At 70.6% G+C, this 16,888-nt stretch carries 17 protein-coding genes; 7 read left to right on the forward strand and 10 right to left on the reverse strand.

Annotated elements, in window-relative coordinates; genetic code table 11:
• Positions 1 to 17 precede the first annotated feature (17 nt).
• Positions 18 to 908 carry an A/G-specific adenine glycosylase gene (locus tag AB0K73_RS16190; RefSeq protein ID WP_360514995.1) on the forward strand — a complete coding sequence of 297 codons (891 nt, stop codon included), beginning with the start codon at positions 18 to 20 and terminating at the stop codon, positions 906 to 908.
• A 54-nt stretch (positions 909 to 962) separates the two neighbouring features.
• Positions 963 to 2,024 carry a LysR family transcriptional regulator gene (locus tag AB0K73_RS16195; protein WP_360514992.1) on the forward strand — a complete coding sequence of 354 codons (1,062 nt, stop codon included), beginning with the start codon at positions 963 to 965 and terminating at the stop codon, positions 2,022 to 2,024.
• On the opposite strand, the gene rbfA is transcribed toward AB0K73_RS16195, so the two are convergent.
• The 4 genes from rbfA to nusA all read right to left on the reverse strand — a co-directional run bounded on the left by rbfA (position 1,952) and on the right by nusA (position 6,772).
• On the reverse strand, positions 1,952 to 2,425 hold the full coding sequence (gene rbfA, locus AB0K73_RS16200) for a 30S ribosome-binding factor RbfA (protein WP_360514989.1): 474 nt from the start codon (positions 2,423 to 2,425) through the stop codon (positions 1,952 to 1,954). The two genes, AB0K73_RS16195 and rbfA, sit on opposite strands and share 73 nt — an antisense overlap.
• 145 nt (positions 2,426 to 2,570) lie before the next feature.
• Positions 2,571 to 5,396 (reverse strand): translation initiation factor IF-2, encoded by a 2,826-nt coding sequence (infB, locus tag AB0K73_RS16205; RefSeq protein WP_360514986.1) that lies wholly within the window; start codon positions 5,394 to 5,396, stop codon positions 2,571 to 2,573.
• An 87-nt stretch (positions 5,397 to 5,483) separates the two neighbouring features.
• Entirely contained in the window at positions 5,484 to 5,729 is a 246-nt protein-coding gene (locus AB0K73_RS16210) for a YlxR family protein (RefSeq protein WP_360514983.1), read from the reverse strand.
• 44 nt (positions 5,730 to 5,773) lie between these two features.
• Positions 5,774 to 6,772, reverse strand: a complete 999-nt coding sequence (gene nusA / locus AB0K73_RS16215) for a transcription termination factor NusA (RefSeq protein ID WP_360514979.1) — start codon at positions 6,770 to 6,772, stop codon at positions 5,774 to 5,776.
• A 151-nt stretch (positions 6,773 to 6,923) separates the two neighbouring features.
• Here nusA and AB0K73_RS16220 point away from each other — a divergent pair, with 151 nt between their 5' ends.
• Together AB0K73_RS16220 and AB0K73_RS16225 are read left to right on the forward strand one after the other, a co-directional pair.
• Positions 6,924 to 7,535, forward strand: coding sequence for a TetR/AcrR family transcriptional regulator (locus AB0K73_RS16220; RefSeq protein ID WP_360514976.1), 612 nt, complete (start codon positions 6,924 to 6,926; stop codon positions 7,533 to 7,535).
• 16 nt (positions 7,536 to 7,551) lie between these two features.
• Positions 7,552 to 8,679 (forward strand): nucleotide disphospho-sugar-binding domain-containing protein, encoded by a 1,128-nt coding sequence (locus tag AB0K73_RS16225; protein WP_360514973.1) that lies wholly within the window; start codon positions 7,552 to 7,554, stop codon positions 8,677 to 8,679.
• Positions 8,680 to 8,739: 60 nt separating this feature from the next.
• Here AB0K73_RS16225 and AB0K73_RS16230 read toward each other — a convergent pair whose 3' ends face one another.
• Positions 8,740 to 8,898, reverse strand: coding sequence for a hypothetical protein (locus AB0K73_RS16230; RefSeq protein WP_360514970.1), 159 nt, complete (start codon positions 8,896 to 8,898; stop codon positions 8,740 to 8,742).
• A gap of 190 nt (positions 8,899 to 9,088) precedes the next feature.
• On the opposite strand from AB0K73_RS16230, the gene AB0K73_RS16235 reads away from it, so the two are divergent.
• Positions 9,089 to 9,898 carry a DUF1206 domain-containing protein gene (locus tag AB0K73_RS16235; protein ID WP_360514967.1) on the forward strand — a complete coding sequence of 270 codons (810 nt, stop codon included), beginning with the start codon at positions 9,089 to 9,091 and terminating at the stop codon, positions 9,896 to 9,898.
• 21 nt (positions 9,899 to 9,919) lie between these two features.
• On the opposite strand, the gene AB0K73_RS16240 is transcribed toward AB0K73_RS16235, so the two are convergent.
• The gene (locus AB0K73_RS16240; RefSeq protein WP_360514964.1) at positions 9,920 to 11,722 is read right to left on the reverse strand and encodes a proline--tRNA ligase; all 1,803 of its coding nucleotides are present in this window, start codon (positions 11,720 to 11,722) and stop codon (positions 9,920 to 9,922) included.
• Positions 11,723 to 11,761: 39 nt separating this feature from the next.
• On the opposite strand from AB0K73_RS16240, the gene AB0K73_RS16245 reads away from it, so the two are divergent.
• Positions 11,762 to 13,195 (forward strand): RNB domain-containing ribonuclease, encoded by a 1,434-nt coding sequence (locus AB0K73_RS16245; RefSeq protein WP_360514961.1) that lies wholly within the window; start codon positions 11,762 to 11,764, stop codon positions 13,193 to 13,195.
• An 8-nt stretch (positions 13,196 to 13,203) separates the two neighbouring features.
• On the opposite strand, the gene AB0K73_RS16250 is transcribed toward AB0K73_RS16245, so the two are convergent.
• On the reverse strand, positions 13,204 to 13,416 hold the full coding sequence (locus AB0K73_RS16250; protein ID WP_360514958.1) for a hypothetical protein: 213 nt from the start codon (positions 13,414 to 13,416) through the stop codon (positions 13,204 to 13,206).
• 165 nt (positions 13,417 to 13,581) lie between these two features.
• On the opposite strand from AB0K73_RS16250, the gene AB0K73_RS16255 reads away from it, so the two are divergent.
• Positions 13,582 to 13,731 carry a hypothetical protein gene (locus AB0K73_RS16255; RefSeq protein WP_360514955.1) on the forward strand — a complete coding sequence of 50 codons (150 nt, stop codon included), beginning with the start codon at positions 13,582 to 13,584 and terminating at the stop codon, positions 13,729 to 13,731.
• 26 nt (positions 13,732 to 13,757) lie between these two features.
• On the opposite strand, the gene AB0K73_RS16260 is transcribed toward AB0K73_RS16255, so the two are convergent.
• The 3 genes from AB0K73_RS16260 to AB0K73_RS16270 form a co-directional block, all read right to left on the reverse strand.
• The gene (locus tag AB0K73_RS16260; protein WP_360514952.1) at positions 13,758 to 14,885 is read right to left on the reverse strand and encodes a nucleotide disphospho-sugar-binding domain-containing protein; all 1,128 of its coding nucleotides are present in this window, start codon (positions 14,883 to 14,885) and stop codon (positions 13,758 to 13,760) included.
• A gap of 11 nt (positions 14,886 to 14,896) precedes the next feature.
• Positions 14,897 to 16,027 (reverse strand): flavodoxin-dependent (E)-4-hydroxy-3-methylbut-2-enyl-diphosphate synthase, encoded by a 1,131-nt coding sequence (ispG, locus tag AB0K73_RS16265; RefSeq protein ID WP_360515500.1) that lies wholly within the window; start codon positions 16,025 to 16,027, stop codon positions 14,897 to 14,899.
• Between the two features lie 104 nt (positions 16,028 to 16,131).
• A complete protein-coding gene (locus AB0K73_RS16270) occupies positions 16,132 to 16,854 on the reverse strand; it encodes a hypothetical protein (RefSeq protein WP_360514949.1) in 723 nt (240 codons plus the stop codon).
• Between the last annotated feature and the right edge of the window lie 34 nt (positions 16,855 to 16,888).

The raw sequence follows: 16,888 nt of genomic DNA on the forward strand, positions 1-16,888 counted from the left end.
CGACATAGGCTGAGGGGATGCCGCGTTCCGTTGCCGCCGACCTCCCCGCCGCGCTGAACGCGTGGTTCGCGGATGCCGCCCGGCCGCTCCCGTGGCGCGCCGCCGAGGCATCGCCGTGGGCGGTGCTCGTGAGCGAGTTCATGCTGCAGCAGACGCAGGTGGCGCGCGTCGTGCCGCGCTGGGAAGCATGGATCGCCCGGTGGCCCACGCCCGCCGCGCTCGCCGCCGAGCCCCCGGCCGAGGCCGTGCGGGCGTGGGACCGGCTCGGCTACCCGCGGCGTGCGCTGTGGCTGCATCGGGCCGCCATCGAGATCGTGGAACGCCACGGCGGCCGGGTGCCCGAGGGGCTCGATGACCTCCTCGCGTTGCCCGGTGTCGGCCCGTACACCGCGCGGGCGGTGGCCGCGTTCGCGTTCGGGTCGCGACATCCGGTCGTCGACACCAACACCCGGCGGGTCCTCGCGCGCGCCGTGCTCGGGCAGGCACAGCCCGGGCCGCCGTCGACGGCGCGCGACCTCGCCGAGATGGCGGCGCTCCTGCCCGAAGCGGATGCCCCGGCGCGGGTGTTCAACGCCGCCGCCATGGAGCTCGGTGCAACGGTGTGCACGGCGCGTTCCCCGCGCTGCGAGGTGTGTCCCATCGCCGGCTCGTGCGCGTGGCGGGAAGCGGGGTATCCGGCCGACGACGGGTCCCGGAAGGCCGCGCAGTCGCGCTTCGAGGGCTCGGATCGGCAGGTGCGCGGCCTCGTGATGCGTGAACTTCGCGCGGCGCACCGTCCGGTTGTGCGCGGCGAACTCGAGGGGCTGTGGTCGGATGCCGCACAGCTCGAGCGGGCCATCGCCGGCCTCGTGGCCGACGGTCTGGCGGTGGTCGGCGACGACGGCTCACTCACGCTGCCCGACGCCTGAGCGGCCGCCGTCGCTGCCCGCGGCCCGGTCCCCCGTCTATGGGAGTATGCAGTGATGTCCGTGACGCCGCTTCCGGGGCGCCGACCGAGCCCCGACGATCTGCTCGTGCTGCTCGCCGTCGCGCGCGCCGGGCGCTATACGGCCGCCGCCGCCGAGCTCGGCCTCAACCACACGACGATCGCACGCCGCATCGGCGCGCTCGAGGACGCCCTCGGCGGACGCGTGCTCGCCCGCGGGGCTTCGGGCTGGGTGCTGACCCCGCTCGGCGAGCACGCGATCGCGGCCGCCGAGGAGGTCGAGCGCGCCCTCGAGGCACTCGCCCCCGAAGGCCCGAAGCTGTCGGGGGTGGTGCGCCTGTCGGCGACCGACGGATTCAGCGGCTTCATCGCCTCCCCCGCCATCGTGGCGATGCAGCGCGCCCACCCCGACGTGACGCTGGAGATCGTGGCCGCGACCCGGCGTGCGACCCAGCAGCGGGTCGGGGTGGACCTCGAGGTCGTCGTGGGGCGTCCCCACGTGCAGCGAGCCGAGGCCATCCGGCTCGCGGAGTACGCCCTCGGACTCTATGCGAGCCGCGCGTTCCTCGAACGGCACGGCACGCCGTCGTCGCCGGCCGAGCTCGACGGTGCGCCGCTCGTGTACTTCATCGAGTCGATGCTGCAGGTCGATGCGCTCGACGAGGCGCGCCGCTCCACTCGGGGCATGCTGGACTCGGTATCGAGCACGAACGTGTACGTGCACGTCGACGCGACACGCGCGGGCGCCGGCTTCGGTCTGCTGCCCGCGTTCCTCGCCGACCCGCATGACGATCTGGTGCGACTGTTCCCCAACGACATCGACGAGCGCCTGCCGTATTGGCTCGTCTGCCGGCCAGAGGCGCTGCGCCAGCCCATCGTGCTCGCCTTCATCGAGGCACTGCACGCCCGGGCAGCGGCCGTGGAGTCCGAGCTGCTCGGCACGCGGCAGGCCGCTGAAGGCGTCGCCGGATGGACGGAAGTCCTCGGCTCCGCGAACGGGTCGCCGCGGCATCGGGAGCCTGCGGCTCAGCGGGTGCCGAGCTCCTCGTCGTCGAAGTCGACCTCGTCGTCGTCGTCGAGGTCGCGCGGCTTGACGTAGGGGTCGGGTTCGCCCGCATACGCGGCCGTGGCGGCGATCACCGAGGTCTCGGCGTCGCGCGTGCGCGCTTCGCGGAGGAGCGCCTCGATGTGCTCGGCGTTCTCGGGGATCGCGTCGGGGATGAACTCGAGCGAAGGTGTGAGCCTCGCCGTGATGTTACGGCCGACCTCCGTGCGGAGCATCCCAGTGGCCGACTTGAGGGCGAGCGCAGAGTCGCGGCGCTCCTCGTCGGAGCCGTACACCGTGTAGAAGATGCTCGCGTGCTGGAGGTCTCCCGTGACGCGAACGTCGGTGATCGTCACGAAGCCGAGCCGCGGGTCGCGCAGCCCCTTGTCGAGGCGTTTCGCGACGATCTCCTTGATGCGGTCGGCCATCTTCCTGGCCCGTGCCGGATCAGCCATTCCTCTACCCCTCTCTCCCAACGATCGAAATGCGCGTGAGGCGGCATCCGCTCGGAGGGGCCTCCGGTTCTTCTTCAGAGTGAATCGGGGTGTAGGGGCCCCCGCTCTTCACTCTGAAGAAGAACCGGAGGCCCCGCCACCACGATCAGACGCGCGGCTTCTCGCGCATTTCGATCGTCTCGATCTCGTCGCCGACCTGGATGTCGTTGAACTTGCCGAGGCCGATACCCGCCTCGAAGTCCGTGCGGACCTCGGTGACGTCGTCCTTGAACCGGCGCAACGACTCGATGGCGAGGTTGTCGCCGACCACGACGCCGTCGCGGATGACGCGGGCCTTGGCGTTTCGCGTGATCGTTCCCGACCGCACGATGACACCGGCGATGTTGCCGAACTTCGAGGAGCGGAACACCTCGCGGATCTCGGCGACACCCGACTGCACCTCTTCGAACTCGGGCTTGAGCATGCCCTTGAGCGAGTTCTCGATGTCGTCGATCGCGTTGTAGATGACGTTGTAGAAGCGCACGTCGACACCCTCGCGGGCGGCGCGCTCGCGCGCCTTGACGTCGGGCCGCACGTTGAACCCGATGACGATCGCGTTGTCGATCGTCGCCAGGTCGATGTCGCTCTCGGTGACGGCACCCACACCGCGGTGGAGGATGCGCAGCTGCACCGAGTCGTCGACCTCGATCTTCATGAGCGACTCCTCGAGCGCCTCGACGGCACCCGACACGTCGCCCTTGATGATGAGGTTGAGCGCCTCGACCTTGCCCTCCTCGAGGGCACGCGTGAAGTCCTCGAGCGAGATGCGCTTGCGGGCCTTCGCCAGCTGGGCGTTGCGCTCGGCGGCCTCGCGCTTCTCGGCGATCTGGCGGGCGGTGCGGTCCTCCTCGGTCACGAGGAAGGTGTCACCGGCTCGCGGAACGCTCGAGAGACCCTGCACCTGCACGGGACGCGACGGCGTCGCGGCGAGCACGGGGTCGCCGTTCTCGTCGGCCATGGCACGCACGCGTCCGTAGGCCGTGCCCGCGACGATCGCGTCGCCGACCCGGAGTGTGCCCGACTGGATGAGCACGGTCGCCACGGCGCCGCGTCCCTTGTCGAGCTTCGCCTCGATGGCGACACCTCGCGCGTCCTTGTCGGGGTTCGCCCGCAGGTCGAGTCCGGCGTCGGCGGTGAGGAGCACTGCATCGAGCAGCTCCTGGATGCCGATGTTCTCGCGCGCCGAAACGTCGACGAACATGACGTCGCCGCCGTACTCCTCGGCCACGAGACCGAACTCGGTGAGCTGCTGACGCACCTTGGCGGGGTTCGCGTCTGGCTTGTCGATCTTGTTCACGGCGACCACGACCGGCACGTTCGCCGACTGGGCGTGGTTCAGCGCCTCGATCGTCTGCGGCATGATGCCGTCGTCGGCCGCGACCACGAGGATCGCGATGTCGGTCACCTGTGCACCACGAGCACGCATGGCGGTGAACGCCTCGTGACCCGGGGTGTCGATGAAGGTGATCGCACGCTCGATGCCCTCATGCTCGGTGTGCACCTGGTACGCACCGATGTGCTGCGTGATGCCACCGGCCTCGCCCGCGACGACGTTCGCGTTGCGGATCGCGTCGAGGAGTCGGGTCTTACCGTGGTCGACGTGGCCCATGACGGTGACGACCGGAGGACGCTGCTCGAGGTCCTCGTCGGTCTCGTCCTCGAGCTCCTGGTCGAGGTCGATGTCGAAGCCCTCGAGGAGCTCGCGATCCTCGTCTTCGGGCGAGACGACCTGGATCTTGTAGCCGAGCTCGACGCCGAGCACCTCGAAGGTGGCCTCGTCGAGCGACTCGGTCGCGGTCGCCATCTCACCGAGGTGGAAGAGCACCGTGACGAGCGAGCCGGGGTTGGCGTCGATCTTGTCGGCGAAGTCGGAGATGGAGGCGCCTCGGCGCAGCCGGATGACGGTGTTGCCGTCGCCGCGGGGAACGCTCACGCCGCCGAGCGACGGAGCCTCCCGCATCTCGAATTCCTGCCGCTTCGTGCGCTTCGACTTGCGGGCCTTGCTCTTGCCGCCGCCACGACCGAACGCACCCGCGGTGCCGCCGCCGGGGCCGCGGCCACGACCGCCGCCACCCGCGGGTCGCGGGCCGCCGAAGCCGCCGCCGGGTGCGCCGCCGGGACGCTGGAAGCCACCGGGACCGCCGGGACGGGCGCCCGTGCCGGCACCTGCACCCCCGGGGCGCTGGAAGCCACCGCCAGGACGACCGCCGGGGCCGCCCGGACGAGGGGCGCCGGGGCGAGGCGCGCCGGGACGAGGAGCCTGCGGCCGCGGGATATTGCCCGGGCTCGGACGCTGCCCCATGCCCTGCGAGCTGGAGAACGGGTTGTTCCCGGGACGCGGCTGGGCGGGGCGCGAGCCCATGCCCTGCGAGCTCGAGAAGGGGTTGTTGCCGGGACGCGGCGCGCCGGGCCGTGGCGCGGGGCGCGGGATGGCACCGGCCGGCTTGGGCGTGGCCGACTTGGCGACGTCGCTCGAACCGGCGGGAGTCGCAGGCTCGGCAGCCGGTGCAGCCGGAGCCGTCGTCTCGGTGGCGGCCTTCTCGGCAGCGGCCTGAGCAGCCTTCTCGGCCGCGGCCTGAGCAGCCTTCTCCTCGGCCTGCGCCTGGCGCTCGGCGACGGTCAGCGGCGCCTCGGCCGCAGGTACTTCGAGATCGGGTTCAGTCTCGGGCTTGGGCGCCGGTCGAGGACCGGGCTTCATGCCGGGCTTGGCACCGGCCGTCGCCGCCTTCGCGGGCGCCGCAGACGCGGGTGCCGCCTTCGCGGGGGCACCGGCCGCCTCGAGCGCGGCCTTCAGCCGGCGCGCGACCGGAGGTTCGATACTGGACGAGGGTCCCTTGACGTACTCGCCCATCTCCTTGAGCTTCTCAAGGGCGATCTTGCTGTCGACACCGAGTTCGGATGCGATCTCGTGTACGCGTGGTTTCGCAGCCACTTCTCTCCTGTTCCGGGCCCACCCCGAAACAGGGATGGACCATCAATGACGGACGGGTCTCATTTCGAGCCGCTCATGAGTTGTCCATTAGCCGTTCAGCCTGTTCTCTACATTGCTGGTGTCCACCTCGCCGCGGATGCGGAGTGCGCGTCCGAAGGCGCGTCGCCGCACGGCGAGCCGGTAGCACTCGAGCGTCGGATGAATCCATGCACCCCTGCCCGGAAGCACAGCCGAAGCATCGGCGACGATCTGGGAATTCCGGAGAACGACCCTCAGAAGTGAGGAGCGCGGGGCACGAGAACGGCATCCGATGCACGTTCTGACGGGTTCCATCCTACACCTCCGGGCGGTACGCCCGCCGACGCACCCGTCGGGGCTCAGCTCGACTCGAGGATCGAGTCGGGTTGGATGTCGATCTTCGCGCCCGTCAGCTTGGCGGCGAGGCGCGCATTCTGCCCCTCCTTGCCGATCGCGAGCGACAGCTGGTAGTCGGGAACGAGGGCCCGTACCGCGCGCGTCGACTCGTCGATGACGAATGCCTTGGTGACCTTGGCGGGGCTCAACGCGCTCGCGACGAAGGTCGCGAGGTCGTCGTTCCAGTCGACGATGTCGATCTTCTCGTTGCCGAGCTCGGAGGTCACCGCGCGGACACGCTGCCCGAGTTCGCCGATGCAGGCGCCCTTGGCGTTGACGCCCGGCTGGTTCGCGCGCACGGCGATCTTCGTTCGGTGACCGGCCTCGCGGGCGAGCGACACGATCTCGACGACGCCCGAGGCGATCTCGGGCACCTCGAGCGCGAACAGCTTGCGCACGAGCGCGGGGTGCGTGCGCGAGACCGTGATCGACGGCCCCTTCATGCCCTTCGCGACGCTCGTCACGTAGACGCGGATGCGCTGGCCGTGGGGGTAGTCCTCGCCGGGCACCTGCTCCTCGGGCGGGAGGATGGCCTCGACGGTGCCGAGATCGATGTGCACCATGCGCGGGTTGGGCCCCTGCTGGATGATGCCAGCCACGATGTCGCCCTCGCGACCGCGGAACTCGCCGAGCACGGCATCGTCGGCCAGGTCGCGAAGGCGCTGGTTGATGACCTGCTTGGCGGCGAAGGCGGCGATGCGCCCGAAGTCGCTGGGGCTGTCTTCGGCCTCACCGATGACGTTGCCCTCTTCATCGAGCTCTGGCACGAAGATCGAGACGTGACCCGTCTTGCGGTCGAGGTGGGCGCGAGCGCCGTCGGGGTTCGTGTGCCCGTGCTGGGCGGGGTTGGTGTGCTTCAGGTAGGCCATCAGGATCGCCTGCTCGATGATCTGCACCAGTTCGTCGAACGGGATCTCCTTCTCGCGCTCCATCATTCGGAGCACGCTGAGGTCGATATCCATCTCCGGCCTCCTCTATTCAGCTCTCAGCCGCTTCCCCTCGGAGCGGACACTTCAGATTAGCGGATGCCGCGGGCCCTGACATCCGTCGGCGCCGATTTCGTGAGAGTGGGTATTGACATGAACTTCAATTTCGGCGTTAATGTTGATTGACATGAAAACGACGACGCGGAACTACACCATGCGCACCCGCGCACTGCAGGTCGAGCTCACCCGCGAAAGGATCCTCGACGCGGTGATCGACCTCGTGGCCGAGCGCCCCCTTGCCGCGTGCACCCTGCCCGCGATCGCCGACCGCGCCGACGTCTCGGTGCAGACGATCCTCCGGGCGTTCGTCAGCCGCGACGGCCTCTTCGAAGCCGCCCTCGAGCGTGGCAGCGCTCAGGTCCTCGCAGAGCGACGCGCCGACCCCGACGACGTGGACGGCTCGCTCGAGTCGCTCATCGATCACTACGAGAAGCTCGGCGACAGTGTCGTGCTGCTGCTCGGCCAGGAGAGCTGGGAACCATTCGCGGCAAAGGTGACGACCAACGGCAGGCGGCTGCATCGGGTCTGGGTCGAATCGGTCTTCGCACGGTCGCTCGAGGCCACACCGCGCGCCGCGCGCGAACAGCTCGTGGACGTCCTCGTGGTGGCGACCGATGTCTACGCCTGGAAGCTGCTCCGCCGCGACCGCGGCCTGAGCCGGAACCAGACGGCCGAACGGGTGCGACGCCTGGTCGCATCGGTCTGCGAATCCGCACGGAACCCCGCAGGCGGAACCTGACGAGAGGAGCCTGGCCATGTCCACCATCGCATTCGTCACCGTCGAGGGCGGCGGGAACATCCCGCCCACCCGCGCAATCGCTGCGGCGCTCGCCGCCCGCGGCCATCGGGTGGAGGTGCTCGGCATGGCGCATCAGCGCGCCGGGTTCGAGGCGGACGGATTCGGCTTCACCTCCCTCGATGAGCTCGGCTTCTGGAACCGGGGCGTCCCCACCTCGGTCCCACACGCCGTCAGCGCCGCGGTGCGACTCGCCTCGAGTGCACACCTCGCGGACGAGGTGGAAGGCGAGCTCGCACGTCTCTCCCCCGACGTCGTCGTGGTCGACGGCCTCATGGCGTCCTCGCTGTCGGCCGCCACGCGTGCCGGTCATCGCACGGTCGCCCTCCTCCACACCTTCGACGCCTACTGGCGCGGGAACTACGGTCGCGGCGTGATCGGCCTGCTCGCGCGGCTGAGTGGAACGAGCATCACGTCAGCGTGGGACGCCGCCGCCGCACGCCTGGTCACGAGCGATCGACTGCTGGACCCGGCGGGCGGACGTCCACGCGCCGGCACCGAGTGGGTCGGTGCGACGGAGCGCGGGGTCGCGGCGCAGCCCAGCCCCGACTCCCCGCCGCTCGTGCTGGTCAGCCTCAGCACCACCTGGCTTCCCGGTCAGACGGCCGCGTACCAGAACATCGCAACGGCGCTCGGGTCACTTCCCGTGCGCGGCGTGATCACCACGGGCGGGCTCGCACCCGACCGCGAGCTCGAGCTTCCGCCGAACGTCGAACTCCGAGGCCGGGTGGCGCACGCCGAGATCATGCGGGACGCAGCCCTCGTGATCGGCCACGGCGGGCACTCGACGACCTTCACCGCCCTCGCGCACGGCCTGCCGCTCGTGATCATGCCGATGCATCCGCTGCTCGATCAGCCGATGGTCGGCGCGGCAGTGGCCAAGGCGGGTGCGGGCGTCGTGTTGAAGCGCACCGCCTCGCCCACCACGATCGCCCGGGCGGTCGCAGCCATGCTCGACGACGATGCCCTCCGCGCCCGGTCGACGGCCCTCGGCGAGCGGCTGCGGGCCACGGATCCCGCGGGCGCCGCGGCCGACGCGATCGAACGACTGGCCGCGAGGCACCGGGGTCAGCTGCAGCACGGGTGAACGCCATCGAGGAGTGACGGATGCCGCCGCGGCATCGGTCACCCCTCGGTGCTCGACGAGTCAGCCGCGCCAGACCTGCACGACGCTCGGTCGCGGCGCCGCGACCGTGCCGTCCTCGCCCGGGTGCTGCACGGCGCCATAGACCATGCCCTCGCGGTCGTGGATCACGTGGTCGGCCATCGGGAGCCGTCGCAGGGGGGTCTGGTCGGAGATCGTCACTTCAGCGTCCTCAGGGTCGACGAACGGGTCGAGCCCGAGCGTCGCGGCACCGTGCGATGTGCGAGCACCGCCGAGGTGAACACCGGGGGGCCAGTCGATGAACCCGCAGTGGTCCCCGTCGTCTAGGCACAGAATCGATGCGGTTCGCAAGGGGGAGCAACCCGGAATCGCCCGTCGATAACCTGACCGAATGAACACGGAATCCGGCAAAGCCGTCGCAGACTCAGTCCAGAACTCCCGCGCCTTCCGCACCATGGCCCGCGTGGGCTACGTGGTGCTCGGAATCGTGCACCTCGTCATCGGCGCCATCGCGATCTCGGTCGCGGTCGGTGCAGGCGGCGGCGACGCCGACCAGGGCGGCGCGATGGAGCAGGTCTCGCGGGTGCCGTTCGGCATCTTCGTGTTGTGGGTCATCGCGCTCGGACTGTTCGCGCTCGGCGTGTGGCAGATCGGCGAGGCGATCGTGGAGCGCGAGCCCGACACGAAGAAGAAGTGGGGTTACCGTGTCAAGTACGTCGGTACGGCGATCGCCTACTTCGCGATCGGGGCCACGGCGCTCACGTACGCGCTCGGCGGCCAGTCGGACTCCTCCCAGTCGACCGAGGCCTTGAGTGCGCAGCTGCTCGCGACGCCTGGCGGAGTCGTGCTGCTCGTCATCGTGGGGCTCGTGGTCCTCGGCGTGGGCGTCGCGTTCATCGTGCGCGGCATCAAGAAGTCGTTCGAGAAGCACCTCTCGCTGCCCGCCGGGAAGGTCGGCGACGGCGTGCGCACGCTCGGCATGGTCGGCTACGTGGCAAAGGGCATCGCGATCGGAGTCGTCGGCGTGCTGTTCCTCGTGGCGGCGCTCACCACCGATGCCGAGAAGGCCGGCGGACTCGACGCGGCGCTGAAGAGCCTCGCCGACCTCCCGTTCGGGCAGATCATCCTCTGGCTGGTCGGCGCCGGGCTCATGGTCTACGGCGTGTACTGCTTCGCCCGCGCGAAGTACGCCCGGCTCTGACCGACCGCGTCAGGCGCCGCGTCAGAGCGCCGCATCGGTGACGGGCGCAGCGGATGCCTCCCGCCGGAGCTCCGCCACGACCTCGCCGATCGGCACGGTGACGCGCTCACCCGAGGCGCGGTCCCACACCTCGACGACGCCGTCGGCGACGCCGCGTCCGGCGATCACGATCTTCGGCACCCCGATGAGCTCGGCGTCGCCGAACTTCACGCCGGGCGACACCTTCGGGCGGTCGTCGTACAGCACCTCGTAGCCGGCGCGCTCGAGATCGGCGACGACCTCCTCGGCCGCCTCGAAGACGCGGTCGTCCTTCCCGGTGGCGAGCACGTGCACGTCGAACGGCGCGACCGAGGCGGGCCAGACGAGGCCCTTGTCGTCGTGGTGGCCCTCGGCGATGATCGCGAGGATGCGGGTCACGCCGATGCCGTACGAGCCCATGGTGACGGTGACGAGCTTGCCGTTCTCGTCGAGCACCTTGAGGCCGAGCGCGTCGGCGTACTTGCGACCGAGCTGGAAGACGTGCCCGATCTCCACTCCGCGGGCGAGCTCGACGGGGCCCGAGCCGTCGGGCGCCGGGTCGCCGGGTCGCACGTCGGCCGCCTCGATGACGCCGTCGGCAATGAAGTCGCGCCCCGCGACGAGTCCGAACACGTGCTTCTCGTCGAGGTTCGCGCCCGTGATCCACTCGGTGCCGTCGACGACGCGCGGGTCGACGAAGAAGCGGATGCCGGTCGAGGACTCCGCCCCGAGCACCGCGCCCTCGGGCGACCACGGGCCGATGTAGCCCTTCACGAGCCCCGGATGCTTCGCGAAGTCGGCCTCGGTGGCCGCCTCGACCTCGGCCGGGGCGAAGGCCACCTCGGCGCGCTTCAGCTCGATGTCGCGGTCGCCGGGCAGGGCCACGACGACCAGCTCGCGAGTGCCGTCGAGGTGGGTCAACGCGAGCACGACGTTCTTCAAGGTGTCGGCGGCCGTCCAGGGCCGGCCGTCGGGACGCGGGTACTCGGCGTTCGCCAGGTCGACGAGGGTCGCGATGGTGGGTGTGTTCGGCGAGTCGAGCACGGCCGGCTCGGGGAAACCGTCGAACGGGATCGGCTCGGGCGCGACCGTGCGGTACGCCTCGACGTTCGCGGCGTATCCGCCCGCCGAGCGTACGAAGGTGTCCTCACCGACGGGACTCGGGTGCAGGAACTCCTCGCTCTTCGAGCCGCCCATCGCTCCGGCATCGGCCTGCACGATGACGTAGTCGAGGCCCAGCCGCGAGAAGATGCGCTCGTACGCGTCACGCTGCGCCTGATAGCTCGCGTCGAGGCCCTCGTCACTGGCGTCGAACGAGTACGCGTCCTTCATGGTGAACTCACGGCCGCGCAGGAGCCCGGCACGCGGACGCGCCTCGTCGCGGTACTTGTCCTGGATCTGGTAGATCGAGAGCGGCAGGTCCTTGTACGACGAATAGAGGTCCTTCACGAGCAGCGTGAAGACCTCCTCGTGCGTCGGGGCGAGCAGGTAGTCGGCACCCTTGCGGTCCTGCAGGCGGAAGAGTCCCTCGCCGTACTCCGTCCACCGGTTCGTGACCTCGTACGGCTCGCGGGGCAGCAGCGCCGGGAAGTGCACCTCGTGCGCGCCGGCCGCCGTCATCTCCTCGCGGATGATCTGCTCGATCTTCGCCTTGACCCGCAGGCCGATCGGCAGCCAGGCGAAGACACCCGGCGCCTGACGCCGGATGTAGCCGGCCCGCACGAGCAGGCGGTGGCTCGCCACCTCGGCGTCGGCGGGGTCTTCGCGGAGCGTGCGGAGGAAATAGTTGGTCAGGCGAGTGGGCACCCGACGATTCTAGTTGCGCCGTCCGCCTAGGCTTGGCGCATGCCCGAGCCCCGGTCCCGCATCGACAGCTCCGCGGTCCAGGGCGAGCTCGTGGAGGCGCTCGCCGAGCTCCGGATCGAGCTCGAGCTGCCCGAGTCGTTCCCTCCAGAGGTGCTCGCCGAGGCAGAGGCCGCGGCATCCGCAACGCCCCCGCCCGACGTCGACCGACGCGATCTGCCGTTCGTGACCATCGATCCCGCCGGCTCGATGGACCTCGACCAGGCGCTGCACCTCGAGCGACGGCCCGGCGGCTACGTCGTGCACTATGCGATCGCGGATGTCCCGGGCTTCGTGCGCCCCGGCGGCGCCGTCGATCTCGAGGCCCGCAGGCGCGGACAGACGCTGTACGCCGCCGACGGCCGGGTGCCGCTGCATCCGCCCGTGCTGAGCGAGGACCGCGCCTCCCTCCTGCCGGGCGTCGACCGGAGCGCGTACGTCTGGTCGTTCGAGCTCGACGACGCGGGCACCGTCACGAGTACGCACGTGGAGCGAGCCGTCGTGCGCTCGCGCGAGCAGCTCAGCTATCCCGAGGCGCAGGAGCGCATCGACGCGGATGCCGCCGACCCGCTCGATCTGCTCCGCGAGATCGGACTCGCCCGCATCGAGCAGGAACGCGCCCGAGGCGGCGCGAGCCTGAACGTGCCCGACGAGGAGATCGTGCGCACCGACGACGGGCAGTACGCGCTCCGGCGTCGCCACCTGCTGCCCGTCGAGTCGTGGAACGCGCAGCTCTCGCTGATGACGGGCATGGCGGCCGCTGACCTCATGCTCGAGGCCGAGGTGGGGGTGCTTCGCACCATGCCGAAGCCGACCGCCGAGCGGATCGCGGCATTCCGCACGCAGACGGAGGCACTGGGTCGCCCCTGGTCCGAGACCGTCACCTACGGCGAGTACCTTCGCACCCTCGACCGCGACGACCCGGCCTCGCTCGCGATCATGCAGGCGGCGAGCGGTCTGTTCCGCGGCGCCGGCTACGTGGCGATGGACGGCGAGGCGCCCGCCGACCCCATCCAGTCGGCGCTCGCAAGCCCGTATGCGCACGTCACCGCACCCCTTCGCCGGCTCGTCGACCGCTGGGGACTCGTCGTGTGCGAGGCGCTGATCGCCGGGCGTCCCGTCCCCGGCTGGGCGCGGGACTCGCTGCACGAGCTCCCGTCGCTGATGGGCGCGTCGTCGCAGCGGGCGAGCCGGTTCGCGGCGGCATCCGTCGCCCTGGTGGAGGCCGCCGTCCTGGCCGACCGGGTCGGTGAGCGTTTCACCGCGACGGTGCTCGAGCTCCGCGGCGACGACGCGATCATTCAGCTGGCGGAGCCCGCCGTCACGGCGACGTGCGAGGCGGTGCACGGGCTCCGAGCCGGCGACCGCGTCACGGTCGTGCTCGAGCACGCCGACATCCGCTCGGGGTCGGTCGGCTTCAGGGCCGCATCCGACTGACCGACGGCTCACACGCCTTCGTCGTCGTCTTCCTCGTCCTCCATGGCGAAGTGCTCGAGCTCAGGCTCGTCGGCGTCGGCGTCGGCGTCGCCCACGTCGCCTGCGCCCTCGGCCGTGCGGATGCGCTCCTCGGTGTCGCTCGTGCCCTCGTGCAGGGTTCCCATGCCGTCGGGGTACCCGGCCTCGTCGGGGTACTCGTACCCGGTGCTGTCTCCGCTCATCGCGGCCCCCTTTCGCGAACGGATGCCCGGGACATCCGTGGGGCTCACCCTACTCGCGGGTGGCGAGCGCCGACCAGCGCCGGGCGCATGCACGAGAAGCTGTCAAGCCCCGTGCGCAGGCCTGCGCGGGATGCGACCGTGACGTGGAACGAAGGAGCGACCTCAATGAGCAATCCCGACCCCATCGTCTCGCCCGACGACGGCACCGAGAACGGAGCGGCAACCGATCCCCACCGCCCCCGCAAGGACGGGCTTCCCCGGGATCCCGACGCCACCGAGCACCTCGACGTCGACATCACGGGCGCCGGCGAGTAGCGCGCCGTCGAACGCGGCGCAGCGCATCACGGCCTCGGGGCCGCCGGCAGCCGCTCGAGCACGTCGGCGGTGAGCCGCACTCCAGACGTGGCGCGTAGCCGCTCCCCCGTTCGCCGCGCATGCGCCGCCGTGGCCGAGCTCTCGAGGACGCGCACGATCGCGGCGCGCAGCTCGACCGATTCGGCGTCCTTCCCGACCTGCCCGCCCAGCCCCGCTCGCTCAACCGCCGCGGCGACGAGGTGATGGTCGGCGTGCCGGGTCATCGGCACGATGAGCACCGGGACGCCCGCGGCGAGCGCACGCATCGTCGTGCCGTGTCCGCCGTGACCGATGAGCAGGCGGGCCGACCGCAGCAGTTCTCCGTGGTCGCCGAAGGTGCGCACCTCGATGCCGGGCGCGCTCGGGAGCGTCGCCGGGTCGATGGCCGGCCCCGCCGTGACCACGGCTCGCACGCCGAGGTCGGCGAGGGCCCGGATGACCCGCGAGATCACGTCGACCTGCCCGGGATACGCGATCGTGCTGAAGCTCACGAGGACGTGCTGGTCACCGTCCGCCACATCGGCCGGAGGCGTCTCGGGGATGACCGGTCCGACCTGCGCGATGCGGTCACGTGGGATGCGCCCCGCACCGATCGGGTCGAGCTCGGGGTCGGTCGCGAGCACCAGCGTCTGCGGCATCCGGTCGCGCGAGAGCGGAAGCGTGCCCGTGGCCCGGAGCCAGATCCCCATGGGTGATCGCGCCGACCATTGCGCCTCCCAGTAGCCGAGCATCGTGTGGAGGAGCATGGCCGAGGGGATGCCGCTTCGTCGGGTTGCGTCGAGTGCACCGGGCACCATGCAGTCGACGAGCAGGACATCGGGTCGCTCGCGCGCGATCGCCGCCTCGAGGTCGCGGCCGATCCCCCGGTCGGATGCGAGCGGCAGCCACGCGAGCATGCTCCGCACGCCTGGATCGGCGACGCGCGGATTCCAGGGCCGGGCCCGCTCGAACGTCTCGAGGCGCCCGGCAAGGCCCGCACGCTCGACCTCGGGAAGGAGGCCGGCGTGGCCGAGGATCCGGACGCGGTGTCCGCGGGACTCGAGTTCTTGCGCGATGAGGAGCGTCGGCGGCACGTTCCCGCCGGCAAGCGGCAGCATCGAGAGGAACTGCGTCACCTCAGCCCTGCCTACGGTGTGAGCACCTGTGGCGTGCCGGTCGGGGCATCCGCCCCCATCTCGTCGGCGATGCGGTTCGCCTCCGCGATGAGCGTCGCGACGATCTCGGACTCGGGCACGGTCTTGATGACCTCGCCCTTCACGAAGATCTGGCCCTTGCCGTTCCCGGATGCCACGCCGAGGTCGGCCTCGCGCGCCTCGCCGGGCCCGTTCACGACGCAGCCCATGACGGCGACGCGGAGGGGAACGCTCATGCCCTCGAGCCCGTCTGTGACGTCGTTCGCGAGCTTGTAGACGTCGACCTGCGCGCGCCCGCACGACGGGCACGACACGATCTCGAGCTTGCGCTCTCGCAGGTTCAGCGACTGCAGGATCTGCAGGCCGACCTTGACCTCCTCGACCGGTGGCGCCGACAGCGACACGCGGATGGTGTCGCCGATGCCCTCGCTGAGCAGGATGCCGAACGCCGTCGCGCTCTTGATGGTGCCCTGGAAAGCCGGGCCGGCCTCGGTGACGCCGAGGTGCAGCGGCCAGTCGCCTCGCTCGGCGAGCAGGCGGTAGGCCTTCACCATGACGATCGGGTCGTTGTGCTTCACGGAGATCTTGAAGTCGTGGAAGTCGTGCTCCTCGAAGAGGCTCGCCTCCCAGACGGCCGACTCGACGAGCGCTTCGGGGGTCGCCTTGCCGTACTTCTGGAGGAGGCGCGGGTCGAGGGAGCCCGCGTTCACGCCGATGCGGATCGAGACATCGGCCGCCTTGGCACGGCGTGCGATCTCGGCGACCTGGTCGTCGAACTTGCGGATGTTGCCCGGGTTCACGCGCACGGCGGCACACCCGGCGTCGATCGCCGCGAACACGTAGTTCGGCTGGAAGTGGATGTCGGCGATCACCGGGATCTGGCTCTTCTTCGCGATGATCGGCAGCGCCTCGGCGTCGTCGCGACTCGGCACGGCGACGCGCACGATGTCGCAGCCCGAGGCGGTGAGCTCGGCGATCTGCTGCAGGGTGGCGTTGATGTTCGGCGTGGGCGTCGTGGTCATCGACTGCACGCTGATCTGAGCATCGCCGCCGACGAGCACCTTGCCCACCTTGATCTGGCGGGACTTGCGTCGCGGGGCCAGGACCTCAGGGACTTTGGGCATTCCGAGATTCACTGCAGGCACGGTTCGAGTCTACGTCCGGCCGGGTGAACGCTTCCTCAATCGAACGGATGCCTCCGCGCCCAACGGGGCGGGAACGCCTCGGCTCAGGCGCAACCGTCGGCTTCCAGCTCGGGTGCGCCGATCCACTTCACCTGCGACCCGTCGTCGGTCGGGAGGACGACCACGTTGGCTCGGTCGGGCCCGAGCCATCCGCTCGGCACAGCGACCTCGACGGCTTCGATGGACGTGCCGATGCAGGTCCACACGCCCGAGTCGTACCCCGGATCGGCCTCGGCGTCGGTCCAGGCGTCGCCCGCCTGAAGCCCGCTGGACGACGACAACGTGACGTCGTCGACCGCCGGACCGTCGAAGTACACCGCGAACCGCGGCCAGACCAGCCAGTCGTATCCGTCGGCTTGGCGGCGCGCCTCGTCGTAGTAGCGCTCGTCGAGCACGAATAGGTCCCAGCGGTGGAAGACGCCGGCCGGCCGGTGATTGTTGCCAGGGTACGGTTCGTCGACCGGCGGGGCCCCGAAGACCGCGGTCAATGTCGTCACAGCGTCGGCGGGCGAAGAGAGGTAGTCGAGGGTCGTCACGATGGTTCCGTCGTCGGCGCGGAGCTCGAGCCCTTCCGGTCGGGCGACCAGGCCCACCACGGTTGTGAGTGGGTCCACCGGCTCCGCGGTCGGCGTCGGCTCGGCCGTGGGCGCAAGCGTGGCGTCGGGCGTCGAGGTCGCCGCCGGCACGCCCCCAAGACAACCGGTGAGGGAGAACGCAAGCGCGATCGCTCCTGCGACGAAGAGGCTGGTGCGGCGTGTGGTGGTCATCGGGCTCCTCATCGGGGTCGGCACGCGGTGGGGA

The organism is Agromyces sp. NPDC052230 (assembly GCF_040679595.1).
Taxonomy (GTDB): Bacteria; Actinomycetota; Actinomycetes; order Actinomycetales; family Microbacteriaceae; genus Agromyces.

What these genes read in the sequence shown, in the direction of transcription:
- AB0K73_RS16190 (WP_360514995.1), top strand. Translation starts at nt 18, where the DNA reads ATGCCGCGTTCCGTTGCCGCCGACCTCCCCGCCGCGCTGAACGCGTGG.
- AB0K73_RS16195 (WP_360514992.1), top strand. Translation starts at nt 963, where the DNA reads ATGTCCGTGACGCCGCTTCCGGGGCGCCGACCGAGCCCCGACGATCTG.
- rbfA (WP_360514989.1), bottom strand. Translation starts at nt 2,425, where the DNA reads ATGGCTGATCCGGCACGGGCCAGGAAGATGGCCGACCGCATCAAGGAG.
- AB0K73_RS16210 (WP_360514983.1), bottom strand. Translation starts at nt 5,729, where the DNA reads ATGGAACCCGTCAGAACGTGCATCGGATGCCGTTCTCGTGCCCCGCGC.
- nusA (WP_360514979.1), bottom strand. Translation starts at nt 6,772, where the DNA reads ATGGATATCGACCTCAGCGTGCTCCGAATGATGGAGCGCGAGAAGGAG.
- AB0K73_RS16220 (WP_360514976.1), top strand. Translation starts at nt 6,924, where the DNA reads ATGAAAACGACGACGCGGAACTACACCATGCGCACCCGCGCACTGCAG.
- AB0K73_RS16225 (WP_360514973.1), top strand. Translation starts at nt 7,552, where the DNA reads ATGTCCACCATCGCATTCGTCACCGTCGAGGGCGGCGGGAACATCCCG.
- AB0K73_RS16235 (WP_360514967.1), top strand. Translation starts at nt 9,089, where the DNA reads ATGAACACGGAATCCGGCAAAGCCGTCGCAGACTCAGTCCAGAACTCC.
- AB0K73_RS16245 (WP_360514961.1), top strand. Translation starts at nt 11,762, where the DNA reads ATGCCCGAGCCCCGGTCCCGCATCGACAGCTCCGCGGTCCAGGGCGAG.
- AB0K73_RS16250 (WP_360514958.1), bottom strand. Translation starts at nt 13,416, where the DNA reads ATGAGCGGAGACAGCACCGGGTACGAGTACCCCGACGAGGCCGGGTAC.
- AB0K73_RS16255 (WP_360514955.1), top strand. Translation starts at nt 13,582, where the DNA reads ATGAGCAATCCCGACCCCATCGTCTCGCCCGACGACGGCACCGAGAAC.
- ispG (WP_360515500.1), bottom strand. Translation starts at nt 16,027, where the DNA reads ATGCCCAAAGTCCCTGAGGTCCTGGCCCCGCGACGCAAGTCCCGCCAG.
- AB0K73_RS16270 (WP_360514949.1), bottom strand. Translation starts at nt 16,854, where the DNA reads ATGACCACCACACGCCGCACCAGCCTCTTCGTCGCAGGAGCGATCGCG.